Here is a 26,262-nt window from a genome sequence, read left to right on the forward strand (position 1 = left end):
TTGGGGGTACTTGAAGACCGGTGGACCCGGGTGGGAGAGGCAGGGGGGCGGACACGCGAGCGGGCGGCCCGTCGCTCACCGGGCCGCCCGCTGCTCTCGTGTTCTCGCGCGCTGGTCCGCGCTAGAAGGGACGGTCGAACTCACCGTCCTTGGCTCCCGCGACGAACGCGTCCCACTCGCCCGGCGTGAAGACGAGGACGGGTCCGTGCGGATCCCCACCGTGGCGCAAACAGGTGTAGGTGATCCCATCGGTGTGGTGGATCTGGGTCATCTCGACCCGGCCGCCCGCCGAGCCGTCGTTGTCATCGCCCCTCCAGTGCGCCCCGGAGAAGTCGAGCTGGTCCCGAATGTCGGCTTTGTCGTCGTACCTCTCGCCACCGACGGGCCGGGTCCTGACCCCGGACGTGCTCTCGCTCACGATGAGACCGTCCTCACAGTTGTGGTCACTGGCGGTGCCAGTGACCCGCGCGGACCCCGTCCAGGAACCCGTGCCACTGGGTCTCGGTGAACACCAGTTCACCGGCAGCGGGGTTCTTGGAGTCCCGGACTCCCACCGCCGCCGATGTGTAGGCGACCTCGACGCAGTCGTTGCCACCCCCACTGTGGCTGCTCTTGCGCCATTCCGTGAACATCCCCCGACGCTCGTCGACGCTCACGACAACTCCTTTGCCCTAGAGGCGATCAGCGCAACGGATTCCTCCGTGCCCAGCGCCGCCGCCCGTACATGATCGAATACCGTGCCGTACCAGCGGATTTCCTCTGGTTTCTCCAGGTACAGACCGCTCGTGAGGGTGTCCAGGTAGACCACGGTCGGGTCGATCGGATCCGGGAAACCCAGGATCACGAACGGACCGTCAGCGGCCGCGTGGGCACCGACACCGAAGGGCAGCACCTGAAGTTCGATGTTCGGCTGCGCCGTCATCTCGACCAGGTAGTCGAGCTGTTCGCGCATCACCTCGTCCCCGCCGACCTTGCGGTGCAGCACCGCCTCGTCGATGACCATCCACAGCTTGGGTGGCTGGTCGCGCTCGAGGATGGACTGCCTGGCCCGGCGCGCGGCGACGCGGCGTTCCACGTCGTCGGTGTCGGCCTTGGGCCGCACCGCGCGGAAGACGGACCTGGCGTAGTCCTCGGTCTGCAGCAGACCGGGCACGAGCTGCGCCTGGTAGCACCGGATCGAGGCGGCTTCGGCCTCCATCCCGGCGAACGCGCCGGTCAGCACGTCGCTGTAGTTGTGCCACCAGCCCTTTTGCCTTGCCATCCTGGACAGTTCGACCAGGGCGTCCTGCCGGTCGCCCTCGACGCCGTAGAGCTGGAGCATGTCCCGGACGTCGCGGGGGTTGACGCCCGTCCGCCCCGTCTCGATACGGCTCACCTTGGCTGCCGAGCACTCCAGGTGCCCGGCGACGTCCTCGCAGGTCAGTCCGGCGGCTTCGCGTAAGCGGCGCAGTTCGGATGCCAACCGGCGACGCCGCACGGTAGGGCTGTGGCCGGCAGTCACGGTCTCCCTCTCCAGTAATGACGATGCGTGGTCCCGATCGACCTTCATAGGGTCAGGATCGTCCAAAACACGCCTCGGCGGGAACTCGCCGCAGTGTGCACGCGGCGGAAAGGGTGTCGCAATCGCTTGTCCTACTGCTGGGCACAGTCTCACCCAATCGTGTCATTCGCAGGATGTACGTTGCATTTCTCCGTGAGCGTCTTGCACGCTTAGTGCCCACGGGGTCGCTCTCCGGAGTTTTCTGCTCCGAGATCATCCCCATGACAGACGATCGGGAGCGGGTGGGGGTTGTGTGGCTGCCGGGAAAGTCGCTGCTCGACGTGCGCGAGGCACCGAGCGACTGTTCCGTGCAGGGCCGCGACTGCTACCGCGACGTGGCGACGAAGCTGGCCGCTCTGGAGGCACTGGCCCTTCGCCAACCCGATGACCTGGGCAAGAACGCGCTCCTGCGCACGGTCCGGGGCTGGCAGTTCCTGCTGGCACAGCACCGCAGCACCGGCCGCAGGCGGCCCCGCTGCCGGCTCTGCGGCACGAGCTGGCGGGACGGCGGCTGGCCGTGCGCCACCTGGTGGATCGCCTACGCACAGCTGTGCGTGGTGCCGGACACCACCGACGAGAGGCCGTCCCGGCTCGCGTCCCCCTCCCCCCGCGCGGGTCGGGACGGTTTCCCGTCGCAGGACACGCTGCGGATTCCCCGCCGCTGCCCCACCTGAGCCTGACTCGTGCACCCTGCAACTCGCGTGAGCGCGAACGCCGGTGCGAAGTGCAACGGGACCACTGTGGACAGTGCTTCGGCAGTGGCTCTCAGCCCCTTTTCCCAGCTGACCCTTCTGCCTCAGCGGCATTCTTTCGGATCGCCATAAGGGCATTCGCTCCCTAAAGGCGATTTGTGAGCGCTCACAAATCGCTCGGGAAATGACGAGGGGGCGCCGGAGTGATCCTCGGCGCCCCCTCCGCGTGCGCCTGGGTCAGGCGGTCTCGGTGATCGGGCGGTCGACCCACGACATGAGGTCGCGGAGCTTCTTGCCGGTCTGCTCGATCGGGTGCGCGGCGGACTCCTCGCGGTACTTGGTGAACGCCGGGCGCCCGCCGTCCATCTCCGCGACGAGCTCCTTGGCGAACTCCCCGCTCTGGATCTCCGCGAGGATCTTGCGCATCTCCTCCTTGGCGCGGGCGTCCACCACCCGCGGGCCCCGGCTGTAGCCGCCGTACTCGGCGGTGTCGGAGACCGAGTAGAACATCCGCGAGATGCCGCCCTCGTACATCAGGTCGACGATCAGCTTCAGCTCGTGCAGGCACTCGAAGTAGGCGATCTCCGGCGCGTAGCCCGCCTCGGTGAGCACCTCGAAACCGTTCTGCACCAACGAGGCCACGCCGCCGCAGAGCACGGCCTGCTCGCCGAAGAGGTCGGTCTCGGCCTCCTCCTTGAAGGTGGTCTTGATCACGCCTGCGCGGGTGCCGCCGATGGCCTTGGCGTAGGACAGCGCCAGCGCCTGGGTGTCGCCCGCTGGGTCCTGCTCGACCGCGATCAGGCAGGGCACGCCCTTGCCGTCGACGAACTGGCGGCGCACCAGGTGGCCGGGGCCCTTCGGGGCCACCATCGCCACGGCCACGTTGGCGGGCGGGGTGATCAGGCCGAAGCGGATCGCCAGGCCGTGGCCGAAGAACAGCGCGTCGCCGTCGTTGAGGTTCGGCGCGATGTCGTTGGTGTAGAGGTCGCGCTGCTTGTGGTCGGGGATCAGGATCATGATCACGTCGGCCTCGGCGGCGGCCTCGGCGGGCGTGAGCACCCGCAGCCCCTCCTCCTCGGCCTTCGGGCGGGACTTCGAGCCCTCGGGCAGGCCGATCCGGACGTCGACCCCGGAGTCGCGCAGGCTGAGCGCGTGGGCGTGGCCCTGGCTGCCGTACCCGATCACCGCGACCTTGCGGTTCTGGATCACGCTCAGGTCGGCGGCGTCGTCGTAGAACATCTCCACGGACATGGTGCTCGGTGGTCCCTTCGGTAATGGCGAAAAAATTCGGGGGGTCAGCGAACCGCGGCGGCGGTGATGGAGCGGGCGCCCCGGCCGATCGCGACCATGCCGGACTGGACCATCTCCCTGATCCCGTACGGCTCCAGCATGCGCAGCAGCGCGTTGAGCTTGTCGGCGGTGCCGGTGGCCTCGACCGTCAGCGCTTCTGGCGAGACGTCGACCACCTTGGCCCGGAACAGCTGGACGGTCTCCAGCACCTGGCTGCGCACCGTCGCGTCGGCCCTGACCTTGACCAGCAGCAGTTCGCGCTGCACGGCCGTCGGCGGGTCCAGCTCGACGATCTTGATGACGTTCACCAGCTTGTTGAGCTGCTTGGTCACCTGTTCCAACGGTAGTTCGTCGACGGAGACCACGATCGTCATCCGGGAGACCTCGACGTGCTCGGTCGGGCCGACGGCGAGGGACTCGATGTTGAAGCCCCTGCGGGAGAACAGGCCCGCGACCCTGGCCAGCACACCCGGCTTGTTCTCGACCAGCACGCTCAGCGTGTGCCTGCTCATCATTCGTCTTCCTCGAACAGCGGGCGGATGCCCCGCGCGGCCATGATGTGGTCGTTGCCCGTGCCCGCGGCCACCATCGGCCACACCTGGGCATCCTTGCCCACCACGAAGTCGATCACGACCGGGCGGTCGTTGATCTCCATCGCCTGCTTGATCACGGCGTCGACGTCGTCCTTGGACTCGCAGCGCAGGCCGACGCAGCCCAGCGCCTCGGCCAGCAGCTTGAAGTCCGGGATGCGGTGCTTGTGCGTGCCCAGGTCGGTGTTGGAGTACCGCTTGTCGTAGAACAGGGTCTGCCACTGCCGGACCATGCCCAGGTTGCCGTTGTTGATCACGGCAACCTTGATCGGGATGTTCTCGATGGCGCAGGTGGCCAGCTCCTGGTTGGTCATCTGGAAGCAGCCGTCGCCGTCGATCGCCCACACCTGGGTGTCCGGCATGCCCTGCTTGGCGCCCATGGCCGCGGGCACCGCGTAGCCCATCGTGCCGAGGCCGCCGGAGTTCAGCCAGGTCCTGGGCTTCTCGTAGCGGATGAACTGCGCCGCCCACATCTGGTGCTGGCCGACGCCCGCGGTGTAGATCGCGTCCGGACCCGCCAGGGCACCGATCCGCTCGATCACGTACTGCGGCGCCAGGGTGCCGTCGGTCGGCTCCTCGTAGCCCAGCGGGAAGGTGTCCCGCCACGAGCTGAGCTGCTTCCACCACGGCGCGATGTCGGCGCGCTCGACCTCGAACTCGGCGCGCACCGCCTCGATCAGCTCACCGATGACCTCCTTGCAGTCACCGACGATCGGCACGTCGGCGCGGCGGTTCTTGGAGATCTCCGCCGGGTCGATGTCCGCGTGCACGATCTTCGCCTCGGGGGCGAAGGAGTCCAGCTGCCCGGTGACGCGGTCGTCGAACCGCGCGCCCAGGGTGATCAACAGGTCCGAGCGCTGCATCGCCGCGACGGCCGCCACCGTGCCGTGCATGCCCGGCATGCCCAGGTGCAGCTCGTGCGAGTCGGGGAACGCGCCGCGCGCCATCAGCGTGGTGACCACCGGGATGCCGGTGAACTCGGCCAGCTCGCGCAGCTCGGCCGACGCGTGCGCCTTCAGCACACCTCCGCCGACGTAGAGCACCGGGCGCTGCGCCGCCGCGATCAGCTTGGCCGCCTCGCGGACCTGCTTGCCGTGCGGGCGGACCGTGGGGCGGTAGCCGGGCAGCTTCATCTCCGGCGGCCACGAGAAGGAGGTGCTGGCCTGGAGCACGTCCTTGGGCAGGTCGACCAGGACCGGGCCGGGGCGGCCGGTGGAGGCGATGTGGAACGCCTCGGCGATCGCCCTCGGGATGTCAGCCGGCTCGGTGACGAGGATGTTGTGCTTGGTCACCGGCATCGTGATGCCGCAGATGTCGGCTTCCTGGAAGGCGTCCGTGCCGATCGCCGAGCGGGCGACCTGGCCGGTGATCGCGACCACCGGGACCGAGTCCATGTAGGCGTCGGCCAGCGGGGTGACCAGGTTGGTCGCGCCCGGCCCCGAGGTGGCCATGCACACGCCGACCTTGCCGGTGGCCTGCGCGTAGCCGGTCGCCGCGTGGCCAGCGCCCTGCTCGTGGCGCACCAGGATGTGCCGCACCTTGGTGGAGTCCAGGAGCGGGTCGTAGGCGGGCAGGATGGCGCCACCGGGAATGCCGAAGACGACCTCGCAACCGGCGGCTTCGAGGGAGCGGACAAAGGACTGCGCACCGGTCACCCGGATCGGGGCCCCGGTCGGGGGCGCGGGGCGGGGGCGCGCACCCTGGGGATTCTGCGGGGCCTTGGGCACCGCTGCCGGTCGCGATGTGGCGCTGGTCATCGTGTCTGCCTCGTGGGTGTCGAGTTGACTTGGGGCTGTCCGGGCAACAAAAAACCCTCGTCGGCCAATGGTGAGCCGTACGAGGGTGGCGCGTCGACGAAGACTTCCCTAGGCGTCGACGCGCCTGGGAAGTACGAGGACCCCGATGAACGGGAAGTTGCGCAGCAGCACGCGGATGAAGCTAGCGCCGATGGCCTAGTAGCGTCAACTCTGCGGGATCTCACTCCCGCATGCTGGACACGACCGGGGGACGCGCCGGGGCTCGTTCGCAGGTGGGAGCATGTGTGGCGTGGTCTTCCAACTTCCCAGGGTCGCGCTGCTGCCGATCGCGTTGCTGACGCTCTGCGTGACGCCGGTCGCCTTCGGCGCACCCGGGCTCCAGGTGATCTACCTCGTGCCGCTCGCGCTCGTCTGGGTGGTGCTGCGGGCGCGGACCGTCGCGGGGTCAGACGGGGTGGTGGTGCGCACCGCGCTCCGCTCGCGGCGCATAGAGTGGAGCCAGGTGACGTCCCTGCAACTGGGGCGCCCCAACAAGGTCAGCCTCGTGCTCAACGGCGGCGAGCGACTGACCCTGCCCGCGGTGCGGCTCGGCGACCTGCCCGCACTCGCGAAGGCGAGCGGTGGCGTGGTGCCCGATCCCAGCGCGACCGCCGAGAAGACGCCCGAACCAGGCGTAGCCTCGACAGACACCGACGAGTAGTTCCTGCTGTAAGGAGGGGCCGTGCCCCCGCTGCGTTCCCGAATCACCACCCACGGCCGCAATGCCGCGGGCGCCCGCTCGCTGTGGCGCGCCACCGGCATGACCGACTCGGACTTCGGCAAGCCCATCGTGGCGATCGCCAACTCCTACACGCAGTTCGTGCCCGGCCACGTGCACCTCAAGGACATGGGCGAGCTCGTCGCGGGCGCGGTGCGCGAGGCGGGCGGGGTCGCGCGCGAGTTCCACACCATCGCCGTGGACGACGGCATCGCCATGGGGCACAGCGGAATGCTCTACTCGCTGCCCTCGCGCGAGGTCATCGCCGACGCCGTGGAGTACATGGTGCAGGGCCACCAGGCCGACGCGCTGGTGTGCATCTCCAACTGCGACAAGATCACGCCGGGCATGCTGATGGCCGCGATGCGGCTGAACATCCCGGCCGTGTTCGTCTCCGGCGGGCCGATGGAGGCGGGCAAGGCCGTCGTCGTCGAGGGCGTCGCGCAGGCCCCGACCGACCTGATCACCGCGATCGCCGCGTCGGCCAACGCGAACGTCGACGAGGCCGGACTGTCCGAAGTGGAGCGTTCGGCCTGTCCGACCTGCGGCTCCTGCTCGGGCATGTTCACCGCGAACTCGATGAACTGCCTGACCGAGGCGCTCGGGCTCTCCTTGCCCGGCAACGGTTCCACGCTGGCCACGCACGCCGCGCGGCGCGATCTGTTCCTGCGCGCGGGCACCACCGTGGTCGAGCTGGCCAAGCGCTGGTACGAACAGGACGACGCCAGCGCGCTGCCGCGCAACATCGCCAACAGGAAGGCGTTCGAGAACGCCATGGCGCTGGACGTGGCGATGGGCGGGTCCACCAACACCGTGCTGCACATCCTGGCCGCGGCGCAGGAGGGGCAGATCGGTTTCACCCTCTCCGACATCGACGCGATCAGCCGCCGCGTGCCCTGCCTGTCCAAGGTCTCGCCGAACTCCGACTACCACATGGAGGACGTGCACCGGGCAGGCGGAATCCCGGCGATCCTCGGCGAACTGAACCGCGCCGGGCTGCTGAACCGCGACGTGCACTCCGTGCACAGCCCCACCCTGGAGCAGTGGCTGTCCACTTGGGACATCCGCGCGGAGTCGCCGTCCCCGGAGGCCGTCGAGCTGTTCCACGCCGCGCCCGGCGGAGTCCGCACCACCAAGGCGTTCTCGACGTCGAACCGCTGGTCCTCTTTGGACACTGACGCCGCTGGCGGCTGCATCCGCGACTTCGAGCACAAGTACACCGCCGACGGCGGGCTCGCGGTGCTCTACGGCAACCTCGCCGAGGAGGGCGCGGTGATCAAGACCGCGGGCATCGACGAGGAGCTGTGGCACTTCCAGGGCCCCGCGCGGGTCGTGGAGAGCCAGGAGCAGGCCGTCTCGGCGATCCTGAAGAAGGAGATCCAGCCGGGCGAGGTGATCGTGGTCCGCTACGAGGGCCCCTCCGGCGGCCCCGGCATGCAGGAGATGCTGCACCCCACCGCGTTCCTGAAGGGCTCCGGGCTCGGCAAGCTCTGCGCGCTGATCACCGACGGCCGCTTCTCCGGTGGCTCCTCCGGCATCTCCGTCGGCCACGTCTCCCCCGAGGCGGCCGACGGCGGGCTGATCGGCTTGGTGGAGAACGGCGACCAGATCCTGCTCGACGTGCGCTCGCGGAAGCTTGAGCTGCTCGTGGACGCCGGTGTGCTCGCCGAGCGCAGGGCGAAGATGGAGGCCAGCGAGCGCCCGTGGCAGCCCGTCGACCGGCAGCGCGAGGTCTCCACCGCGCTCAAGGCCTACGCGAAGCTGGCCACCTCCGCCTCCACCGGCGCCGTCCGCGATGTCAACCGCGTCTGACCCCGCCGTTATGTGCTGAATGAGTCATTGGGGGGCTCCAGCTCCCCCAATGACTCATTCAGTGCGTTTGAGCGCACCAAACGCGGCATTGGCGGCGCCGCTGACGCCCTGAACGGGTCATTGGGGGCGAGCGGTAGGTTGCGCGGATGCTTGGTGATCATCAGCAGGTGAAGCGCGTTCGCGAGGTGCCGACCCGGGCGCGCGCAACCGATCTGGTCTACGCCCCCGACCTCGACGGCCAGGCCGATCCGGGCGAGGTCGTGTGGACGTGGGTGCCCTTCGAGGAGGACCCGTCGAAGGGCAAGGACCGCCCGCTGCTCGTGGTGGGCCGGGACGGCTCGTTGCTGCACGCGATGATGCTGTCCAGCCAGGTTCCGGACTACCACGAGGAACAGGACTGGCTGGAGCTCGGCATCGGCGCGTGGGACCGCTCCGGGCGGGAGTCGTTCCTGCGGCTGGACCGGCTGTTCGAGCTCGGCGAGGACGACATCCGCCGCGAGGGCGCGGTGCTGGAGGCCGACCGCTTCACCCGCGTGGCGATCGCGCTGCGCAAGCGCTACGGCTGGCGCTGACCTCCGTGCCGGAGGCCCCGGACGACCGGGGCCTCCGCCGGGTCAGACGCGGAAGACCAGCTGCATGAGCAGGGTCGCGGCCACGGCGAGGGCGAGGCAGCCGACGCCGACGCCGAGTGGTCTGCGGGACCAGAAGAAACCGGTGTCCAGGCCGAGGCGGCCGGGTCCGGTCAGCACCACGCCCGCGGCCATCGCGCCGAGGGCGAGGTCGAACTCGAAACCGGCGCCCTGCTGGCCGAGGAAGAAGCCCCCGCCCCACTTCAGGATCACCACGTTGATCATGATGGCCAGCAGTCCGGCCGCGGCCAGCGGGGTGAACAGGCCGATCACCACGAGCGCGCCGCCGACCAGCTCGGTCAGGCCGGTGAGCCACGCCAGCATGGTGGTCTGGGTGAACCCCTTGCTCTGCAGGAACTGCGCGAACCCGTTGATGCCCGGTCCGCCGAACGCGCCGAAGATCTTCTGCGCGCCGTGCGCGATGAACGTGCCGCCCAGCGCGAACCGCAGCACCAGCTGCCCGAAGTCCGCACCCGCCGTCCAGGTGAACGGACGGATCTCGCCACTGCCGGCCGACTCTCCCTGAGTGCTCACGCGCCCACGCTAGGGGATCGGCGCGTCCGGGGCGACCGATTCGAGTAGGTGTCGCCCCGGACTTGTCCCCTAGGGGATCCGCCAGATCTGCGCGCCGGTGCCGTTGCAGTCGAAGATCTGCAGCTGCGTGCCGTTGGTGGTCGTGCTGTTGGGAACGTCGAGGCAGCGGCCGGACATGGGGCTCACCACCCCGCCGCCCGCCTTCGGCCACCACTGCTGCGCGGAGGTGCCGTTGCACTGCCACAGCTGGATCTTCGTGCCGTTGGCGGTGCCGCTGTTGCTGACGTCGAGGCACTTGCCGAGCGCGCGCACGGAGCCGTCGGAGGCGAAGGTCCACTGTTGCGCGGCGCCGCCGTTGCAGTCCCACAGCTGGACCTTGGTGCCGTCCGCGGTCGCGCCCTGGTCGACGTCGACGCACTTCGCGGCGAGCCCCGTGACCGGTCCGGTGCGGGGCTGCGCCGGACCCACGTCGAAGGACGGCGGAGCGTCGGCCGCGGCCGAACCCCAAGCGGTGTTCGGGCTCGCGCCGAGGGTGTAGTCGAGGGTGCCGCCGTTGCGGACCATGTCCTCACCGACCCAAGGCTTCGTCGAAGCCTGGCCGTTGACGCGCAAGCTCTGCACGTACTTGTTGGCGTCGCTGGCCTGCGGCGCGGTGATCTTGATGGTGACGCCGTTGCCCCGTGTGATGGTGATTTCCGGGAACAGCGGGCTGGCCAGCACAAGCTCACTACGCCCCGGAGCCTCGGGATACATGCCCAGTGCGGCCCAGACTCCCCAGGACGCCATCTGCCCGAGGTCGTCGTTCCCGACGTATCCGTCTGGCGCGGGCTTGAAGATGCTTGTCAGTGCGCGACGGACGATGTCCTGCGTCTTATAAGGCGCTCCGGCATAGGCGTAGGCCCACGGAGTGTTCAGCGTCGGCTCGTTGCCCAAGTACGCGTAGGGCTTCTTCGGGCCAGCGTTGAGTTCCGTGAAGAACGTGTCCAGCCGCGGCAGCACGGCCGCGTCCCCGCCCATCGAGTCGAAGAGCCCACGGTGGTTGTAGGGCACCATCCACGAGTACTGCGCGCCGTTGCCTTCGACGTACTCGTTCTCCTGTGTCGGTGAGAACAAGGGCCAGGTGCCGTCGCCGTTGCGGGGCTGAATGGTCTTGATGCCGGAGTTGAGCAGACTGCGCCAGTTCTGCGCTCTACGCAGGAAAAGCTCGTGCGTGGCGTTGTCACCGATGCGCGCGGCGAACTGTGAGACGGCGAAGTCCGCGCTCGTGTACTCAAGCGTGGTCGACGCGGTCCCCCATACTCCGCTCGTGCCCGCGGGGATGTAGCTCTGTCCGTCGTACTGGACGTGTCCGGGGCGTTGGCGCGGGTCGCGGCTGCCGGTGACCATGCGCTGCAACGCGTCCGCGGTGTTGAAGTTCGTTGCGCCGAACGCGTGCATGCTCGCGACGATGATGGACATCGGGTCGCCGTTCATCACGCCGGTGCCGCCGTTGGCCACGGTCCACCTGTCGAAGTAGCCGCCCTGTGTCGCCTGGTTCACCGCGGACTGCGCGATGTCGGAGGCTTCCTTGGGTGCCAACAACGCGACGAGTTGCACCTGCGAGCGGTAGACGTCCCAGCCCGAGAACGTGGCGTGCTGGACGCGCCCGGCCGGGACCTTGTGGATGCGGCGGTCAAAGCCGATGTAGCTACCGTCGACGTCGCTGAACACGTTGGGGTGCAACAGCGAGTGGTACAGGTTCGTGTAGAGCCTGCTCCGCTGCGTGTCTGTGCCGCCCGTGACCGAGATCCTGCCGAGCAGCTCGTTCCACGTCGCCCTGGTGCCGTCGCGAACTTGCTCGAACGTGCGCGTGCCCTGCTCCGCGTCAAGGTTGGCCTTTGCGCCTTCAAGGCTCACGTAGGAGATACCGACGCGCGCGGTCACCGTCGAGGACGCGAAGGACACCAATGCCTTCGCCGCAGGTGCGTCCTTAGTGGACTGTGCGCTCTTCCGCGTGCGATCGACGCTGTTGTCCTTGCTGACGATTCCCGACTGCACGAATGGTTGGTCGAACGCGGCGTGGAAGTACAAGCGATACCGGTTGCCGGTGTTGCAGAAGCCGCCGCTGTCGGTGAAGCCGGTCAAAGTGTTGGTGCCGATCGTGATCGCACCGGTGGCGGGGTTGAAGCCGCGCGCCGCGTCGGCCGTCAGCGAGGCGCGTTGGCCCGCTGGGTAGGTGAAGCGCGCGATGCCGGAACGCTGTGTCGCGGCGAGATCGGTGCGGATGCCGTTGTCGAAGCGCACGCCGTACGTGCCTGGCGACGCGCTCTCGTTGGCGTGGGAGAACGTGTGGTGCTCTACGGGCTGATCGCCGAGCACTGGCAGGAACGGGATGTTGCCGTGGTCACTGCACCCCGCGCCCGAGATGTGGGTGAGGCTGAACCCGCGGATGCGGTTGTCCTCGTAGTGGTAGCCGCCGTGCTGGTGGGTGACGGTGTCCGGGCTCCACTGGAGCATCCCGAACGGGGCGTCGGCGCCGGGGAAGGTGTTGCCCGCTCCTCCGCCGTGTCCGAAGTCTGGGCCGCCCGGCTTGGTCCCGACGAACGTGTTCACGTACTGCGCGGGATCACTGATCGCTTCCGCGCGTGGTGCCGCGGTGGCCTGGGCGCCGCTGACCAGCAGTGCGCCGACGGCGGCGAGAACAAGGGGCAGACGAGCTAAGCAGGGGCCGCTCATGCCGTACTCCTCGGAGCAGAGGTGACAACGTTGTCAGCCCCTGCATCCTCCCAAGGACATCGCGCCGCTTCTAGGCCAAAACCGGTGAATCGCGGCGCGGGTAGGCACGTCTTCAAGTACCCCGACCCCGCTGCCAACAGTCTTCAACCGCCCCGAACCCCGGCGGACGCGGTGGGTTGGGGGCGGTTTGAGACCGCTGGGGAGGGGGTTGGGGGTACTTGAAGACGGGGGAACCCCGGCTGGGTCAGTAGGCGCCGCGGATGACGTTGTCGGGGTCCTTGCCCGCGGCGAACTGCTCGATCTGGCGGGCGGCGATCGCCCAGGCGCGTTCGCCGCGACCGGTCACGCTGCCCGCGACGTGCGGGGTGAGCAACAGGTTCGGCGCCGTCCACAGTGGATGGCCGGGCGGCAGCGGCTCCGGGTCGGTGACGTCCAGCGCTGCGCGCAGACGGCCGGAGTTCAGCTCGGCCACCAACGCGTCGGTCTCCACCACCGGTCCGCGTGCCGCGTTCACCAGGATCGCGCCGTCACGCATGCGGGACAGGAACTCCGCGTCGACCATGCGCCGCGTCGCGTCCGTCATCGGCACGACCATGATCACCGCGTCGTGCTCGCCGAGCAGGTCGGGCAGCTCGTCCACCCCGTGCACGCCCGCACGCGCGCGGGTGGCGACGAGCGTGGTGTGCGCGTCGAAGGTGTCGAAGCGGCGCCGCAGCTGCTCGCCGAGGTCACCCGCGCCCACGACGAGCATTCGCTTGTCCTGCATGGTGTCCGTGACGTGGAAGTCCCACTCGCCCGCGCGCTGGGCCGCGTCGAACGCGGGCAGATCGCGGTAGAACGACAACAGCGCGGCGAAGACCCACTCCGCGGTGCTGCCGCCGTGCGCACCCCGGCAGTTCGACAGCTGCACGCCATCCGGGACGTGGCCGATCCACGCCTCGACGCCCGCGGTGAGCAGCTGCACGAGCCTGAGCCGGGGCATCCGCTCCATGATGTGCACGAGCTTGCCGACCGAGAGGAACGGCGGGACGAGCACCTCCGCCTCCGCCAGCCGCGCGGGGTCGGAGGTGTCCAGCACCAGCGCGCGCACTCCGTCCACAGTGGACAGAGCGGCGACGCCGTGGTCATCGGGAACGAGCACGGTCAGCGTCACGGGGCGCACGTTACCCGCACCGGTACCTGCGTCCGATCGCGAAGTGCGGCACACTTCGTCGCGATGGAAGAGCGCTGGGTGTCGGGCACGGACGGCACGAAGATCAGAGCGTGGCGCGCGGGTCGCGCGGGCCCGCCGGTACTGCTGTGCGCGGGCCTCGGCACGCCGGTCGAGGCGTGGCCCTCGTTGACGCGGCCGGACGCGACGGTGCGCGTGCACGGCTGGCACCACCGCGGCACCTTCGACTCCGCACGGCCCACCGACGAGAACCGCATCCAGCTGGACGACCACGTCGGCGACGCGCTGGCCGTCCTCGACGACGCCGGTATCCGGCGCTGCGTCGTCGTGGGCTGGTCGCTCGGGGTCACGGTGGCCACCGAACTCGCCCGCCGCCACCCGGACCGGGTCGCCGGGCTGATGCTGGTGGGCGGCGCCCCCGGCGCGTTCTTCGACGACGTCCTCGGCGTTCTCGGCCTGCCGAAGGCGCTGAGCCGGGTGCTCGCGCGCGGCGGAACGCAGGCCCTGCGCTGGGCCGGTCCGCTGCTCGACGCGGTGGCGCACCGGCTGCCCGCGCACCTGTTGCCGGGCAACGAGGCCGTTCGCGTCTCGGCGCAGCGGTTCCTCCAGCACGACTGGCGGTGGTACTGGACGCTCGCCCTCGCCCTCGGCGACTCTGGCAGGCAGGACCTCAGCACGCTGTCGTGCCCGGTCACCGTGCTCGCCGGGCGCTACGACGTGCTGGCCGACCCGCGCGGGGCGTGGTCGGCCACCGGGCCGCTGCCGCAGGCGCGGCTGCGGGTGCTGCCGTGCGGCCACTTCGTGCCGTTGGAGGCGCCCGACGTGCTCGCCGCCGAGCTGGATCTGCTGGTGGAGCGCGCGGAGGCGGTGCGTGACGCACTCGACTACGCCGATCCGCGCCCACTCACCCCGGATTCACCGGGGCCCGCCTACCCTGGTCGATCGTGACGACCCGGAGCAGACGATCCCGCGGCGCGGCCGTGCTGGCCGCAGTCTCCGCGTTCGGCCTGCTCGCGGCGGGCTGCGCGTCCTTCCCGGAGCAGCCGAGAGCGCAGTGGACGCCACGCCCGCACCTCGAACCGCAGGCCGGGCCGAACCCGCAGATGCCCGGCGGTGGCGGCAACCCGAACCAGCGACCGCCGCGGCAGGGCCCGAGCGGACCGCCGAAGCCGCCCGAGGGCTGCAAGGACTACAGCCCCGCGGTGATGGCGACCTGCCTCGACCCGATCTCGGCGGTGGCCGTGCTGCCGGACGGCAAGACCGCGTTCGTCGCCGAGCGGACCACCGGCCGGGTGCTGCGCACTGTGGAAGGCACGCAGGACACCACGCTCGTCGCCGAACTCTCGGTGGACACCACTGGTGACGGTGGCCTGACCGGGCTCGCGCTGTCGCCGTCCTTCCGCGAGGACAACCTGATCTACGCGTACATCACCACCAGCACCGACAACCGCGTGGTACGCATCGCCCCGAAGGACTCGGCGAAGCCGGTGCTGACCGGGATTCCGCGCGGGTCGAGCAACAACGCGGGCGCGCTCACCCGGGACCGCAACGGCGCGCTGCTGGTGGCTACCGGCAACGCGGGCAACGCCGCGGCAGCGAACGACCCGAACTCGCTCGCGGGCAAGCTGTTGCGGATCGACTCCGCGGGCAAGCCCGCTTCGGGCAACCCCACCTCGGGGTCGGCCGTCGTGGCTTCCGGCCTGCACTCCCCCGGCGGGATCTGCACCTCGCTCACCGGCCAGCTGACCTGGGTCACCGACCGGCAGCCGGACCGCGACGTCGCCTACAAGTTCAGCCTCGGCAAGCCGCTCGGCGCGCCCGCGTGGAGCTGGCCGGACAAGCCGGGGGTCGCGGGCTGCGCGGCCTACCCGGACCTGCTGTCGGTCAACCTGGAGAAGGGCGAGGCGATGTTCGACCTCACCCTCGGCCCGACCGGGGCGTTCACCGGACAGCCCGTGACGCGGGAGAAGGGCACCTTCGGCAGGCTGCGCGCGGGCGACCTCACCCCGGACGGCGCGGCACTGTGGGTGGGCACCACGAACAAGGGCGGCGGCAAACCCGTCTCAAGCGACGACCGCGCGGTGATCATCATCCGCCAGTCCGGCGGCAACGGCGTCGACTAGCGATACCCTCACCGCACCACCCACACCCCACCTCCACCCACGCGTCCTCCTTCTCCGACGACACGTGGGCTGGTCATTTTTGCCCGTTTCGTACTCAAAGCCGCGATGAGAGCGCTCCCAAACCCTGTTAAGAGTACGAAACGGGAATTCTCCAGCCCCGTGGGCGGGGTGGTGGAGGAGGGGGTGGAGGGGTCAGAAGGGGAAGGCGAGCGTGCCGAAGAGGGCGCACAGGAGGCACAGGGCGCCGTTCTTCAGCTTGTGGTCGACCAGGATCGCCACGAACTCGCGCAGGAACGCGCTCGGCCAGAAGTACCTGGCGATCGGCGCTCCGACCACGTGCCCGGTCACCTTGGCCCGTCGCGCGAAGGCCGCCGCGCGGAGCACGTGGTAGTTGCTGGTGACCACGACGCAGCGGTAGCCGGGCTCGCGCTCCGCCATCATCTCGCCGCTGAAGATCAGGTTCTGCAACGTGGTCCGCGACTTCTCCTCCAGCACGACGCGGTTCGAGGGCACGCCACGGGAGATCAGGTAGTCGGCCATCGCGCGCGCTTCCGAGATCGAGGCGCCGGGGCCGCGCCCGCCGGAAACGATGATCATGGCTTCAGGAAACGACGCCGCGACCTCCCGCGCCTTGTCCAGCCGCCCGGCCAGCTGCGCGGGCACCTCGTCCCCCTTGAGCCCCGCGCCGAGGACCACGATGAAGTCGGTGCGGCCGCGGTGGCCGACGCGCGCGTAGAGGATCGAGTACAGCAGGAAGCAACCGAAGGCGAAGGCGATGTAGCCGACCCCGCCCGCGGCGGCGCCGACCAGGATGCGGGCCAGCGGGTTGCTCGCTGACATCGCGACCGCCATCGCGAACACCGCGACCACGGTGCCGCAGAGGATGCCGATGCCCAGGAGCAGGGAGAGCAGGTTGGCCAGCCGCCACCCCTCGCGCCACAGCATCACGATCCCGTTGACCATCAGGAAGCCAGAGAGCCCGACGATGAGCAGCGGGCTGACCAGCAGCAACGGGACCAGCATGGCCTTCACGGTCCCCGGGGAGGCGACGGCCAGGTCGAGCATCCACGACGCCACGAGGAAGCCCAGCGAGATCACCAGGTAGGCGCCGTTGCGCAGCCGCCTGCGGTCGATCACGAAGCCGACCAGGAAGGCGACGAACCACAGACCGGCGACCACGTAGCAGAACATCGCCAGGCCGCTGTACTTCTCCATGCGGGGACGGTAATTGATCACTCCGCATGGCCGCGTTCAGGCCGAACCCTCCGATCGGGTCCTCTCCGCCATGAGGAACAGCAGGACGATGCCGAGCACCGCGCCGCCGAGCACCTTGGCCAGCTCGGTGAACGCGGTCAGGACCGGCAGCCCGCCCCGTCCGAGCGGAGTGCCGCCGAGCACGACCACCATGCTCCACAGTCCCCACGAGAACATCGCGCCGCTGCCCAGCCACGCCGCCGCCAACGGCCCCCAGCCGTTGCGGCCGCGCACGAGCATCTGCATGCCGATCGCACCGGCCAACGCGAAGGCGTTGAGGTCGACGACGGCGACGCCGAGCGCGAGCACCGAGCCCAGGTTCACGAGAGCGAGCTGAAGTCCCGCCGTGTCCGTCAGAGGTTGTTGTCCCGCAACGAAAAGCGGCTCCCACCGAGCCCGCGCGTAGAGCACGAAGGCGATCGCGAGCAGCACGCCCTGGAGGCTGAACCCGGAGTAGACCACCGTGTAGACCCACGGCTGCACCGGACCTGCGCCGGGCGAGACGTCACCGCTCAGCGCGGAGATCGGCGTCGAGATCGCGATGGGCCCCAGCAGCCCGGTGGCCACCCACATCGGGAAAACCACCGCCCAGGCGGGAAGCCGCATCCCCCACGAGTGGGTCAGCACGAGCGCGACGACGATCGCGACGGCGTCCATCGCCGCGGTGACGGCGTTGAGCGCGAGCATGCTCGGCTCGCGCAGCACGGACGGGTCGGAGAAGCCGATACCGTTGCCGCTCAACCACAGGATCTTGAGCGTGAGGTACGGGACCGCGCACAGCACCGCCGCGTAGCCGATGATCAGCCGCTTCTTCATGTGCTCAAGCATCTGGTCGCGGCGGGTGAAACGGCTCCCGCACGCGAGTGGGCCGCCTCCCCCACGAGGGGGAGACGGCCCACGGCAGAGGTTGGGGGGCGGTTTACGACCTCCGTGACCCGGGTTCGCCGTACTTGAAGACCGGCGAACCACCCGGGCGGATGGGCTACTGGCAGCGCTCCAGGACCAGTTCGCGCACGCGCTTGGCGTCCGCCTGGCCCTTGGTGGCCTTCATGACCGCGCCGACGACCGCGCCCGCGGCCTGGACCTTGCCGCCGCGGATCTTCTCCGCCACGTCCGGCTGCGCCGCGAGGGCCTCGTCCACCGCCGCGATCAGCGCGGAGTCGTCGGAGACGACCTTCAGCCCGCGCGCGGCGACGACCTCGTCCGGCTCGCCCTCGCCCGCCAGCACGCCGTCAACGACCTGGCGAGCCAGCTTGTTGGTCAGCGCGCCCTCGGCGATCAACGCGATCACCCTGGCCAGCTGGGCGGGCGTGATCGGCAGCGCGTCCAGCTCGACGCCGCGGCTGTTGGCCTGCTGCGCCAGGTAGGACACCCACCACGAGCGGGCCTCGTCAGCGGGCGCCCCGGCGTCCACAGTGGACGCGATCAGGTCCAGCGCGCCCGCGCTGACCAGGTCGCGCAGCTCCAGGTCGGAGAGGTTCCACTCCTGCTGCACGCGCTTGCGGCGCTCCCACGGCAGCTCCGGCAGCGTGGTGCGCAGCTGTTCGACCCACTCGCGGGACGGCGCGACCGGCACCAGGTCCGGCTCCGGGAAGTACCGGTAGTCCTCGGCGGTCTCCTTGCGGCGCCCGGCGGAGGTGGTGCCGGTGGCCTCGTCGAAGTGCCGCGTCTCCTGGATGATCTCGCCGCCGTCGACCAGGATCGCCGCGTGGCGGCGCATCTCGTAGCGCACCGCGCGCTCGACGCTGCGCAGCGAGTTGACGTTCTTGGTCTCGGTGCGCGTGCCGAAAACGCTGGCGCCCTTGGGCATCAGCGACACGTTGGCGTCGCAGCGCAGCGAACCCTGGTCCATCCGCACGTCCGAGACGTCCAGCGCGCGCAACAGGTCCCGCAGCGCGCCGACGTACGCCTTGGCGATCTCCGGGGCCCGCTCGCCCGCGCCGACGACCGGCTTGGTGACGATCTCGATCAGCGGCACGCCCGCGCGGTTGTAGTCCAGCAGCGAGTAGTCCGCGCCGTGGATGCGCCCGGTGGCGCCGCCGACGTGCAGCGACTTGCCGGTGTCCTCCTCCATGTGCGCGCGCTCGATCTCCACGCGGAAGACCTCACCGTCCTCCAGCACCACGTCGAGGTGGCCGTTGAAGGCGATCGGCTCGTCGTACTGGGAGGTCTGGAAGTTCTTCGGCTGGTCCGGGTAGAAGTAGTTCTTCCGCGCGAACCGGCACCACTGCGCGATCTCGCAGTTGAGCGCGAGACCGATGCGGATCGCCGACTCCACGCCCTTGCCGTTGACCACCGGCAGCGAACCGGGAAGACCGAGGCACGTCGGGCACACCTGGGTGTTGGGCTCGGCCCCGAAAGCGGTGGGGCAGCCGCAGAACATCTTGGTGTTGGTGTGCAGCTCGACGTGCACTTCGAGACCGAGCACCGGGTCGAAGCGCGCCATGACCTCGTCGTAGTCCATCAGGTCCGCGGTATCAGTCGTCGTCATCGCCGTCGTTCTCCCAGTCGGCAAGCATGTCCCGCTTGAGCAGCTCGATCTGCAGCATCATCGAGCCGAGCATTTCCTCGTCGTTGATCCCGGACGTCCTGCGCGTGCACCAGGTCATCTGACCGTTGGGGTCCATGCACTTGACCACGGTCAGCGCCTCGACCGGGGTCCAGCCCTTCGGCAGCGGGAACAGCTCGACCCCGTGCAGCACCTCGCCGATGGACTTGCGGACCGCGTCCTCCTTGCCCTCGGTCATCGCACCGGCTCGAGTCGGGGAGCGGAGTCCATCAGCGGCCCGCCGCGCGCGGCCTCGTAGGCGGCGGCGACCCGGTACATCCGGTCGTCGGCCAGCGCCGGGGCCATGATCTGCAGGCCCACCGGCAGGCCGTCCTCCTCGGCGAGTCCACAAGGGACGCTCATGGCCGCGTTGCCCGCCAGGTTGGCCGGGATGGTGCACAGGTCGGCCAGGTACATCGCCATCGGGTCGTCGACCCGCTCACCGATCTTGAACGCGGTGGTCGGGGTCGTCGGCGAGACCAGCACGTCGACCTGCTGGAAGGCGGACTCGAAGTCGCGGGTGATCAGCGTCCGCACCTTCTGCGCCGAGCCGTAGTAGGCGTCGTAGTAGCCCGAGGACAGCGCGTAGGTGCCGATCATGATGCGGCGCTTGACCTCCGGGCCGAAACCGGCCTCGCGGGTCAGCGACATGACCTCCTCGGCGCTGCGCGCGCCGTCGTCGTCCACCCGCAGGCCGTAGCGCATCGCGTCGAAGCGGGCCAGGTTGGACGAGGCCTCGCTCGGCGCGATCAGGTAGTAGGCGGGCAGCGCGTAGGTGAAGTTCGGGCAGGGGATCTCGACGATCTCCGCGCCCAGCGCGCGCAGCTGCTCGACGGCCGTCTCGAAGGCGCCGACGACACCGGGCTGGTAGCCCTCGCCGCGGAACTCCGGCACCACGCCGACGCGCACTCCGGTCAGGTCCGCCCTGGCGCCCTCGCGGGCGGCGGCGACCACGGGCGGCACCGGGGCGTTGATGGAGGTGGAGTCCAGCGGGTCGTAGCCGCCGATGATCTCGTGCAGCAGCGCGGCGTCGAGCACCGTGCGGGCGCACGGGCCGCCCTGGTCCAAAGAGGACGAGAAGGCGACCAGGCCGTAGCGGGAGACCCCGCCGTAGGTGGGCTTCACGCCGACGGTGCCGGTGACCGCGCCGGGCTGGCGGATCGAGCCGCCGGTGTCGGTGCCGATGGACAGCGGGGCCTGGAACGCGGCCAGCGCCGCCGAGCTGCCGCCGCCGGAGCCGCCGGGGATGCGGTGCAGGTCCCACGGGTTGCGGGTGGGCCCGTACGCGGAGTTCTCGGTGGAGGAGCCCATCGCGAACTCGTCCATGTTGGTCTTGCCGAGGATGACGATCCCGGCCTCGCGCAGCCTGCGGGTGACCGTGGCGTCGTACGGCGGGATCCAGCCCTGGAGGATCTTCGAGCCGCAGGTGGTCGGCACGCCCTTGGTGGTGAAGACGTCCTTGAGCGCCAGCGGCACCCCGGCCAGCGGCGACGCGGGGGCCTGCCCGGCGTCCAGCGCGGCGTCGACCGCGGCGGCGGCGGCGAGCGCGCCCTCGGTGTCCACGTGCAGGAAGGCGTGCACGTCGGTGTCGGTGGCGGCGATCTGCTCCAGGTGGGCCTGGGCGACCGCGACCGCCGTGGTCTCCCGCGAGTGGATCTTGGCGGCCAGTTCGGCCGCCGTGAGCCTGGTCAGCTCGGACATGGTCACGCCTCCTCGCCGAGAATCCGGGGCACCCGGAACCGGCCGTCTTCGGACTTGGGCGCGCCGGAGAGCGCCTGCTCCTGGGTCAGCCCCGGCCGCACCACGTCCTCGCGGAAGACGTTGGTCAGCGGCACGGCGTGCGAGGTCGGCGGGATCTCCGCATCGGCGATCTCACCGACACGGGCCACCGACTGCAGGATGACGTCGAGCTGACCTGCGAAGGTGTCCAGCTCGGCTTCGGTGACCGAGAGCCTGGCGAGCTTCGCGAGGCCGGCCACCTCCTCGCGCGAAATTGCGGGCACTTGATCGACCCCTCGGTCCGGTATGCGTGACCGCCCGAGTGTATGGCGCCCCCGGCCCCGGTTCCGAACCGGTTACCGGGCGGGGCTGTCGGGGGGCACTGGTAGAACTAGGACGTTACGAACGTGCTTCCGTCCTGCACAAAGCGGTCGTGGACGGCGGCCCCCGCCGGGTGTTCTGCCACAATCGGCGACCGACAGCGGCGCACGGACGCCGACCGTTGCAGCTCAGGAGGCGTTGGAGCCGGTGTCCTTCCTGATCCGGGTACAGCTTCCCGACCGTCCAGGCACGCTCGGCGCCGTCGCGTCGGCCCTCGGCGAGATCGGCGCGGACATCCTCAGCGTGGACGTGGTGGAACGCTCACCCGGCGTGGCCATCGACGACCTGGTGGTGGAGCTGCCCTCCGGCCGCCTGCCCGACGTGCTGATCACCGCGGCGGAGTCGGTCGAGGGCGTCGAGGTGGACGCGGTCCGGCCCTACGCGGGCGTGCTGGACACCCACCGCGAGCTGGAGCTCGTCGAGGAGGTGGCCGCCGAGCCGGTGAAGGGCGTCGAGGTGTTCACCGAGGGCGTCCCGAAGATCATCCGCGCGGGGTGGGCCGTGGTGGCGCGCCGCGTCCCGGGCGGGGTGGAGCGGCTGGCGGCGTCCACCGCGGCCCCGGAGACCCGGGCGGTGGAGCTGCCCTGGCTGCCGCTGGCGAAGGCCCGCATCCTCGACGGCGAGGAGGCCTGGGTGCCCGAGACCTGGCGTGAACTGGGCACCGAGCTGGCCGCCACCCCCTTGGGCAGCCCCGACCGGGTACTCCTCGTCGGCCGCCCGGGAGGCCCCATGTTCCGCGCCGCCGAGGTCGCCCGCCTGGCCCACCTCGCGGGCATCGTCTCCGTAGTCCTCCCCGACTAATCCCCCAGGGCATGCAGGACGGGCAGGACCTGGCCGCACCCCATCACCGCGGTTGGGGTCACCGCGGTTGGGCGGTCTTCAAGTACCACCGACCTCGCCGATGATCACCGAAAACCGCCTCATACCCGGGTAGGACCGGCGGGTATGAGGCGGTTACGGACAGCTGGGGCGGGGGTTCGCTGTACTTGAAGACCGGCACACCGCGCTGGGTCAGGAGGTGGGGGCGTCGGCCTCAGCGGGGGTGGCGGGGTCGCTGAACTGGGCGATGTCGGTTGCGGCTTCCGGGCCGTCGGAGAGCAGGACGCGGAAGCCGGGCTCGTCCAGGACGGGGACCTTGAGGTCCAGGGCTTTCTGGTGTTTGGAGCCGGGGTTGTCGCCTACGACCACGAAGGACGTCTTCTTGGAGACGGCACTCGCGGCTCGGCCACCGCGGGCCATGATCGCTTCCTTGGCCTCGTCGCGGGAGAAACCGGTCATCGTGCCGGTGACCACGATCGACATGCCTTCGAGGGTCCTGGGCACGGACTCGTCGCGCTCGTCCTCCATGCGCACGCCCGCCGCGCGCCACTTGTCCACGAGTTCGCGGTGCCAGTCCACCTGGAACCACTCGTAAGCGGACTTCGCGATGCGCGGGCCGACGCCGTCCACGGCGGCCAGCTTCTCCTCGTCGGCGTCGGCGATCTCGGCGAGCGCACCGAACTCGCGGGCCAGTGCCTGCGCGGCGGTGGGGCCGACGTGCCGGATGGACAGCGCCACGATGACCTTCCACAGTGGACGGTCCTTGACTGCTTCCAGGTTCTCCAGCAGGTTCTCGCCGTTCTTGGACAGCACGCCCTTGTCCGTGCGGAACAGGTCGACCTGGAGCAGCTTGTCGGCGTCGAGGTCGAAGACGTCGCCCTCGTCGGTGATCACCCCGGACTCCAGCAGCGCGGTCGCCGCCTTGTAGCCCAGCACCTCGATGTCGAAGGCGCCGCGGCCCGCGAGGTGGAACAGCCGTTCGCGCAGCTGCGCGGGGCAGCTTCGCTGGTTGGGGCAACGGATGTCGACGTCGCCCTCCTTCTGGTGGGCCAGCTCCGTCGCGCATTCCGGGCAGTGCGTCGGCATCACGAACTCGCGCTCGGAGCCGTCGCGGGCGTCCACGACCGGGCCGAGCACCTCCGGGATCACGTCGCCCGCCTTGCGGATCACCACGCGGTCGCCGATGAGCACGCCCTTGCGGCGGACCTCATCGGCGTTGTGCAGCGTGGCCATCGCGACGGTGGACCCGGCGACCTTGACCGGCTCCATCACCGCGTACGGGGTGACCCGGCCGGTGCGGCCCACGTTGACCCGGATGTCGATCAGCTCGGTGGTGGCCTCCTCCGGCGGGTACTTGTAGGCGATCGCCCACCGCGGCGCGCGCGAGGTGCTGCCGAGCCTGCGCTGGAGCGGCACCTCGTCGACCTTGATCACCACGCCGTCGATCTCGTGCTCGGCGTCGTGCCGGTGCTCGCCCCAGTGGTCGATGTGCTTCACGATCTCGTCCACAGTGGACAGAACCGTGGTGTGCCTCGACACCGGCAGGCCCCACGCCTTGAGCGCCGCGTAGGACTCCGACTGCCGCGCGGGCTCGAAGCCGCCGCGCTTGCCGAGCCCGTGCGAGATCATCCGCAGCGCCCTGCTCCCGGTGACCCTGGGGTCCTTCTGCCGCAACGAACCCGCCGCGGCGTTTCGGGGGTTGGCGAAGGGCGGCTTCTCCGCGGCGACCTGGCCCGCGTTGAGCGCCTCGAAGTCCTCCAGGGTGAAGAACACCTCGCCGCGCACCTCGACCAGGTCCGGCACCGGGAACTCGTCGGTTCCGGTGAGCCTTTCCGGAACGTCGCGCAGCGTGCGCAGGTTGAGCGTCACGTCCTCGCCGGTGCGGCCGTCACCCCTGGTCAGCCCCCTGGTCAGGCGGCCCTTCTCGTAGAGCAGGTTGACCGCGAGGCCGTCGATCTTGAGCTCGCACAGGTAGTGCGCGTCCTTGCCGACCTCCTTCTCCACCCGCTCCACCCACGCGCGCATGTCGTCGTGGCTGAACGCGTTGTCCAGGCTGAGCATCCGCTCCAGGTGGTCGACCGCGTTGAACTCGGTGACGAACTCGGTTCCGACGCGTTGGGTCGGCGAGTCGGGGGTGACCAGCGAGGGGTGTTCGGCCTCGATCGCCTGGAGCTCCTGGAACAGCGCGTCGAACTCGCCGTCGGAGATCGTCGGTGTCTTGAAGTAGTACCGGAACTGGTGTTCGGAGATCTCCTCCGCGAGCACGGCATGCCGCTCGCGAACCTCGTTGGGAAGGTCATCGGCGCTGGTCACACGTGCAGGGTAACCAGAAGCACCGACAGCGGCGCTCAGCCTCCGGCGAGTCGGTCCAGCTCGCGCACGAGGGCGCGGAACTCCAGTAACCCGATCGAGTCATCCGGTTCGGTCTCGGCCGTCTCCACCCGCCCGAGCCGGTCCGCGGCGAGGCGTTCGCCGAGGGTGGCGTCCAGCGGCAGGAAGGTCATCGCGGCCTTGGCGGCGTCGTCCAGCTCGGCCAGCCGGGGGTGGTAGACCTCCACGTCCACGACGCCCGCGGCCTCATCCACCCGCGCGGAGACCCGGACCTGGCCCAGCGCCAGCCGGTGCGCCCCGAGGTTCACCGTCACCTGCGTCGGGTCGGGCACCGCGGGCACGGCGTCGTGGTACTCCCACAGCGCGCTCGGCTCGGGCGCGGCGGCCAGCCACGCGTCGGTGTAGGGCCGCAGCGCCGGATCGCCCTGGGCGCTGACCACCAGCGCGTACACGGACTCGTGGCCGCGCTCGATGGTGAAGTGCAGGTCGGGATGGAGCGCGGCGACGGTGTCGCAGAGCAGCGGCTCGACCTTGCGCGGCTCACGCTCGCCGAGCGCGGAGCTGAGCACGGGCAGCAGCTCCTCCCACCGCTGCCAGAAGGCGGCGGCGCGGGCGGCGTGATCGGGTTCCTCTGCCCGGCGACGCAGGAACTTCACATGCACCCCATTCTTGTCGCCGATCATGTTGCCCTGCCGAGGGTGGTTTCGTCATCTCACTGCGAGGACCTGACCGCTACCGCGAGCAACGTCGCCGCGTGACCGCCCAGCTTGCGCCCGGACGGCCACACCGCGCGCAGCGAACGGCGTAGGTCGAGCCCGTCCACCGGGACCTCGACCAGTCGCCCGTCGGCGAGGTCGGCCTGCACGGCGAGCACGCTCAGCACGGCGGGCCCGGCCCCGTTCATCACCGCGCTGCGCACGGCCGTGGTCGAACCGAGTTCGAGCAGCGGTTGCACGGCCCCGACCGCGCGCTCCAACGTGTCGCGGGTGCCGGAGCCGAGTTCGCGCACGACGAGCGGGGTGGCTGCCAGTTCCGCGGCGGTCAGCGGACGCCTGCGGCGCGACCAGGGGTGGTGCGGTGCGACGACCACCGCGAGGCGGTCTGCGGCGACGCGGCGGGAGTTCAGGCCGGGCGGCACGCTCGGCGACTCGATGAACCCGAGCGCCACCTCCGACCTGCGGACCAGGTCGGCGACGGTGCCGGAGTTGGTGACTTGAAGACCGACGTAGAGGCCGTCAGCGTTGCGGCGCAACTCCGCGATCCAGCCGGGCGCGAGGTGTTCGGCGACGGTCATGCTCGCGGCCACGCGCAGCTCCGCGTCCCGTTCGCCGCGCAGCGCCTCGGCCCCGGTGAGCAGCACGTCCAGCTCGTCGAGCACGCGCCGCGCCCAGTCGCTGACCACCCGGCCCGCCGTGGTCAGGCTGGACCCGCCAGGACCGCGCTCGACCAGCTCCAGCCGCAGCCGCCGCTCCAGTGTGGACATCCGCTTGCTGGCCGAGGGCTGGCTGATGTCCAGCGCGCGGGCGGCGCGGCCCAGGCTGCCCAGCTCGCCCACCAGGACGAGCAGCCTGAGTGACTCGACGTCCGGGGGCTGACTCAT

At 70.1% G+C, this 26,262-nt stretch carries 25 protein-coding genes; 7 read left to right on the plus strand and 18 right to left on the minus strand.

Annotated features, from left to right (window positions below; translation table 11 throughout):
* Positions 1 to 121: 121 nt before the first annotated feature.
* The 3 genes from NLX83_RS02360 to NLX83_RS02370 are packed head-to-tail and all read right to left on the minus strand — an operon-like array spanning position 122 to position 1,501.
* Positions 122 to 418, minus strand: coding sequence for a DUF397 domain-containing protein (locus NLX83_RS02360; protein ID WP_254233202.1), 297 nt, complete (start codon positions 416 to 418; stop codon positions 122 to 124).
* 25 nt (positions 419 to 443) lie between these two features.
* Positions 444 to 632, minus strand: a complete 189-nt coding sequence (locus NLX83_RS02365) for a DUF397 domain-containing protein (protein WP_254236052.1) — start codon at positions 630 to 632, stop codon at positions 444 to 446.
* 20 nt (positions 633 to 652) lie between these two features.
* Positions 653 to 1,501 (minus strand): helix-turn-helix domain-containing protein, encoded by an 849-nt coding sequence (locus NLX83_RS02370; RefSeq protein ID WP_254233203.1) that lies wholly within the window; start codon positions 1,499 to 1,501, stop codon positions 653 to 655.
* A gap of 260 nt (positions 1,502 to 1,761) precedes the next feature.
* Here NLX83_RS02370 and NLX83_RS02375 point away from each other — a divergent pair, with 260 nt between their 5' ends.
* Positions 1,762 to 2,214 (plus strand): hypothetical protein, encoded by a 453-nt coding sequence (locus tag NLX83_RS02375; RefSeq protein ID WP_254233204.1) that lies wholly within the window; start codon positions 1,762 to 1,764, stop codon positions 2,212 to 2,214.
* Positions 2,215 to 2,469: 255 nt separating this feature from the next.
* Here NLX83_RS02375 and ilvC read toward each other — a convergent pair whose 3' ends face one another.
* The 3 genes from ilvC to NLX83_RS02390 are packed head-to-tail and all read right to left on the minus strand — an operon-like array spanning position 2,470 to position 5,869.
* Entirely contained in the window at positions 2,470 to 3,483 is a 1,014-nt protein-coding gene (gene ilvC / locus NLX83_RS02380) for a ketol-acid reductoisomerase (RefSeq protein ID WP_254233205.1), read from the minus strand.
* Positions 3,484 to 3,527: 44 nt separating this feature from the next.
* Complete coding sequence (gene ilvN, locus NLX83_RS02385) at positions 3,528 to 4,034, minus strand: acetolactate synthase small subunit (RefSeq protein ID WP_254233206.1); 507 nt, start codon at positions 4,032 to 4,034, stop codon at positions 3,528 to 3,530.
* Entirely contained in the window at positions 4,034 to 5,869 is a 1,836-nt protein-coding gene (locus NLX83_RS02390) for an acetolactate synthase large subunit (RefSeq protein WP_254233207.1), read from the minus strand. Before NLX83_RS02390 ends, ilvN begins: the two co-directional genes overlap by 1 nt.
* 289 nt (positions 5,870 to 6,158) lie before the next feature.
* Between NLX83_RS02390 and NLX83_RS02395 the strand changes: the two genes are divergently transcribed.
* The 3 genes from NLX83_RS02395 (at position 6,159) to NLX83_RS02405 (ending at position 9,010) form a co-directional block, all read left to right on the plus strand.
* Complete coding sequence (locus NLX83_RS02395) at positions 6,159 to 6,569, plus strand: PH domain-containing protein (protein ID WP_254233208.1); 411 nt, start codon at positions 6,159 to 6,161, stop codon at positions 6,567 to 6,569.
* 21 nt (positions 6,570 to 6,590) lie between these two features.
* The gene (gene ilvD / locus NLX83_RS02400; protein ID WP_254233209.1) at positions 6,591 to 8,438 is read left to right on the plus strand and encodes a dihydroxy-acid dehydratase; all 1,848 of its coding nucleotides are present in this window, start codon (positions 6,591 to 6,593) and stop codon (positions 8,436 to 8,438) included.
* A gap of 146 nt (positions 8,439 to 8,584) precedes the next feature.
* A complete protein-coding gene (locus tag NLX83_RS02405; protein WP_254233210.1) occupies positions 8,585 to 9,010 on the plus strand; it encodes a type II toxin-antitoxin system PemK/MazF family toxin in 426 nt (141 codons plus the stop codon).
* A 42-nt stretch (positions 9,011 to 9,052) separates the two neighbouring features.
* On the opposite strand, the gene NLX83_RS02410 is transcribed toward NLX83_RS02405, so the two are convergent.
* From NLX83_RS02410 to NLX83_RS02420, 3 genes are all read right to left on the minus strand, one after another.
* On the minus strand, positions 9,053 to 9,601 hold the full coding sequence (locus NLX83_RS02410) for a DoxX family protein (protein WP_254233211.1): 549 nt from the start codon (positions 9,599 to 9,601) through the stop codon (positions 9,053 to 9,055).
* Between the two features lie 69 nt (positions 9,602 to 9,670).
* Positions 9,671 to 12,316 carry a GH92 family glycosyl hydrolase gene (locus tag NLX83_RS02415; protein ID WP_254233212.1) on the minus strand — a complete coding sequence of 882 codons (2,646 nt, stop codon included), beginning with the start codon at positions 12,314 to 12,316 and terminating at the stop codon, positions 9,671 to 9,673.
* Positions 12,317 to 12,560: 244 nt separating this feature from the next.
* Positions 12,561 to 13,469, minus strand: coding sequence for a 2-hydroxyacid dehydrogenase (locus NLX83_RS02420; protein ID WP_374118632.1), 909 nt, complete (start codon positions 13,467 to 13,469; stop codon positions 12,561 to 12,563).
* Between the two features lie 63 nt (positions 13,470 to 13,532).
* Here NLX83_RS02420 and NLX83_RS02425 point away from each other — a divergent pair, with 63 nt between their 5' ends.
* Positions 13,533 to 14,435, plus strand: a complete 903-nt coding sequence (locus NLX83_RS02425) for an alpha/beta fold hydrolase (RefSeq protein ID WP_254233214.1) — start codon at positions 13,533 to 13,535, stop codon at positions 14,433 to 14,435.
* On the plus strand, positions 14,432 to 15,610 hold the full coding sequence (locus NLX83_RS02430) for a PQQ-dependent sugar dehydrogenase (RefSeq protein ID WP_254233215.1): 1,179 nt from the start codon (positions 14,432 to 14,434) through the stop codon (positions 15,608 to 15,610). The genes NLX83_RS02425 and NLX83_RS02430 overlap by 4 nt, the downstream gene beginning before the upstream one ends.
* Positions 15,611 to 15,802: 192 nt before the next feature.
* Here NLX83_RS02430 and NLX83_RS02435 read toward each other — a convergent pair whose 3' ends face one another.
* The 6 genes from NLX83_RS02435 to gatC all read right to left on the minus strand — a co-directional run bounded on the left by NLX83_RS02435 (position 15,803) and on the right by gatC (position 21,415).
* Positions 15,803 to 16,825, minus strand: coding sequence for a YdcF family protein (locus NLX83_RS02435; protein ID WP_254233216.1), 1,023 nt, complete (start codon positions 16,823 to 16,825; stop codon positions 15,803 to 15,805).
* A gap of 36 nt (positions 16,826 to 16,861) precedes the next feature.
* Complete coding sequence (locus NLX83_RS02440) at positions 16,862 to 17,680, minus strand: hypothetical protein (protein WP_254233217.1); 819 nt, start codon at positions 17,678 to 17,680, stop codon at positions 16,862 to 16,864.
* A 166-nt stretch (positions 17,681 to 17,846) separates the two neighbouring features.
* A complete protein-coding gene (gene gatB / locus NLX83_RS02445) occupies positions 17,847 to 19,355 on the minus strand; it encodes an Asp-tRNA(Asn)/Glu-tRNA(Gln) amidotransferase subunit GatB (RefSeq protein ID WP_254233218.1) in 1,509 nt (502 codons plus the stop codon).
* Positions 19,342 to 19,611 (minus strand): hypothetical protein, encoded by a 270-nt coding sequence (locus tag NLX83_RS02450; protein WP_254233219.1) that lies wholly within the window; start codon positions 19,609 to 19,611, stop codon positions 19,342 to 19,344. Before NLX83_RS02450 ends, gatB begins: the two co-directional genes overlap by 14 nt.
* The gene (gatA, locus tag NLX83_RS02455; protein ID WP_254233220.1) at positions 19,608 to 21,113 is read right to left on the minus strand and encodes an Asp-tRNA(Asn)/Glu-tRNA(Gln) amidotransferase subunit GatA; all 1,506 of its coding nucleotides are present in this window, start codon (positions 21,111 to 21,113) and stop codon (positions 19,608 to 19,610) included. Before gatA ends, NLX83_RS02450 begins: the two co-directional genes overlap by 4 nt.
* A gap of 2 nt (positions 21,114 to 21,115) precedes the next feature.
* Positions 21,116 to 21,415 (minus strand): Asp-tRNA(Asn)/Glu-tRNA(Gln) amidotransferase subunit GatC, encoded by a 300-nt coding sequence (gene gatC, locus NLX83_RS02460; protein WP_254233221.1) that lies wholly within the window; start codon positions 21,413 to 21,415, stop codon positions 21,116 to 21,118.
* Positions 21,416 to 21,659: 244 nt separating this feature from the next.
* Here gatC and NLX83_RS02465 point away from each other — a divergent pair, with 244 nt between their 5' ends.
* The gene (locus NLX83_RS02465; protein WP_254233222.1) at positions 21,660 to 22,313 is read left to right on the plus strand and encodes an amino acid-binding protein; all 654 of its coding nucleotides are present in this window, start codon (positions 21,660 to 21,662) and stop codon (positions 22,311 to 22,313) included.
* Between the two features lie 210 nt (positions 22,314 to 22,523).
* Here the strand turns inward: NLX83_RS02465 and ligA are convergent, their stop codons facing one another.
* The 3 genes from ligA to NLX83_RS02480 are packed head-to-tail and all read right to left on the minus strand — an operon-like array spanning position 22,524 to position 26,262.
* On the minus strand, positions 22,524 to 24,644 hold the full coding sequence (gene ligA / locus NLX83_RS02470) for an NAD-dependent DNA ligase LigA (protein WP_254233223.1): 2,121 nt from the start codon (positions 24,642 to 24,644) through the stop codon (positions 22,524 to 22,526).
* Between the two features lie 35 nt (positions 24,645 to 24,679).
* Positions 24,680 to 25,345: a hypothetical protein gene (locus tag NLX83_RS02475; protein WP_254233224.1), complete on the minus strand. Its 666-nt coding sequence runs from the start codon at positions 25,343 to 25,345 to the stop codon at positions 24,680 to 24,682.
* A 29-nt stretch (positions 25,346 to 25,374) separates the two neighbouring features.
* A complete protein-coding gene (locus tag NLX83_RS02480; protein WP_254233225.1) occupies positions 25,375 to 26,262 on the minus strand; it encodes a LysR family transcriptional regulator in 888 nt (295 codons plus the stop codon).

The sequence above is a fragment of the Allokutzneria sp. A3M-2-11 16 genome, assembly GCF_024213555.1.
GTDB lineage: Bacteria > Actinomycetota > Actinomycetes > Mycobacteriales > Pseudonocardiaceae > Allokutzneria.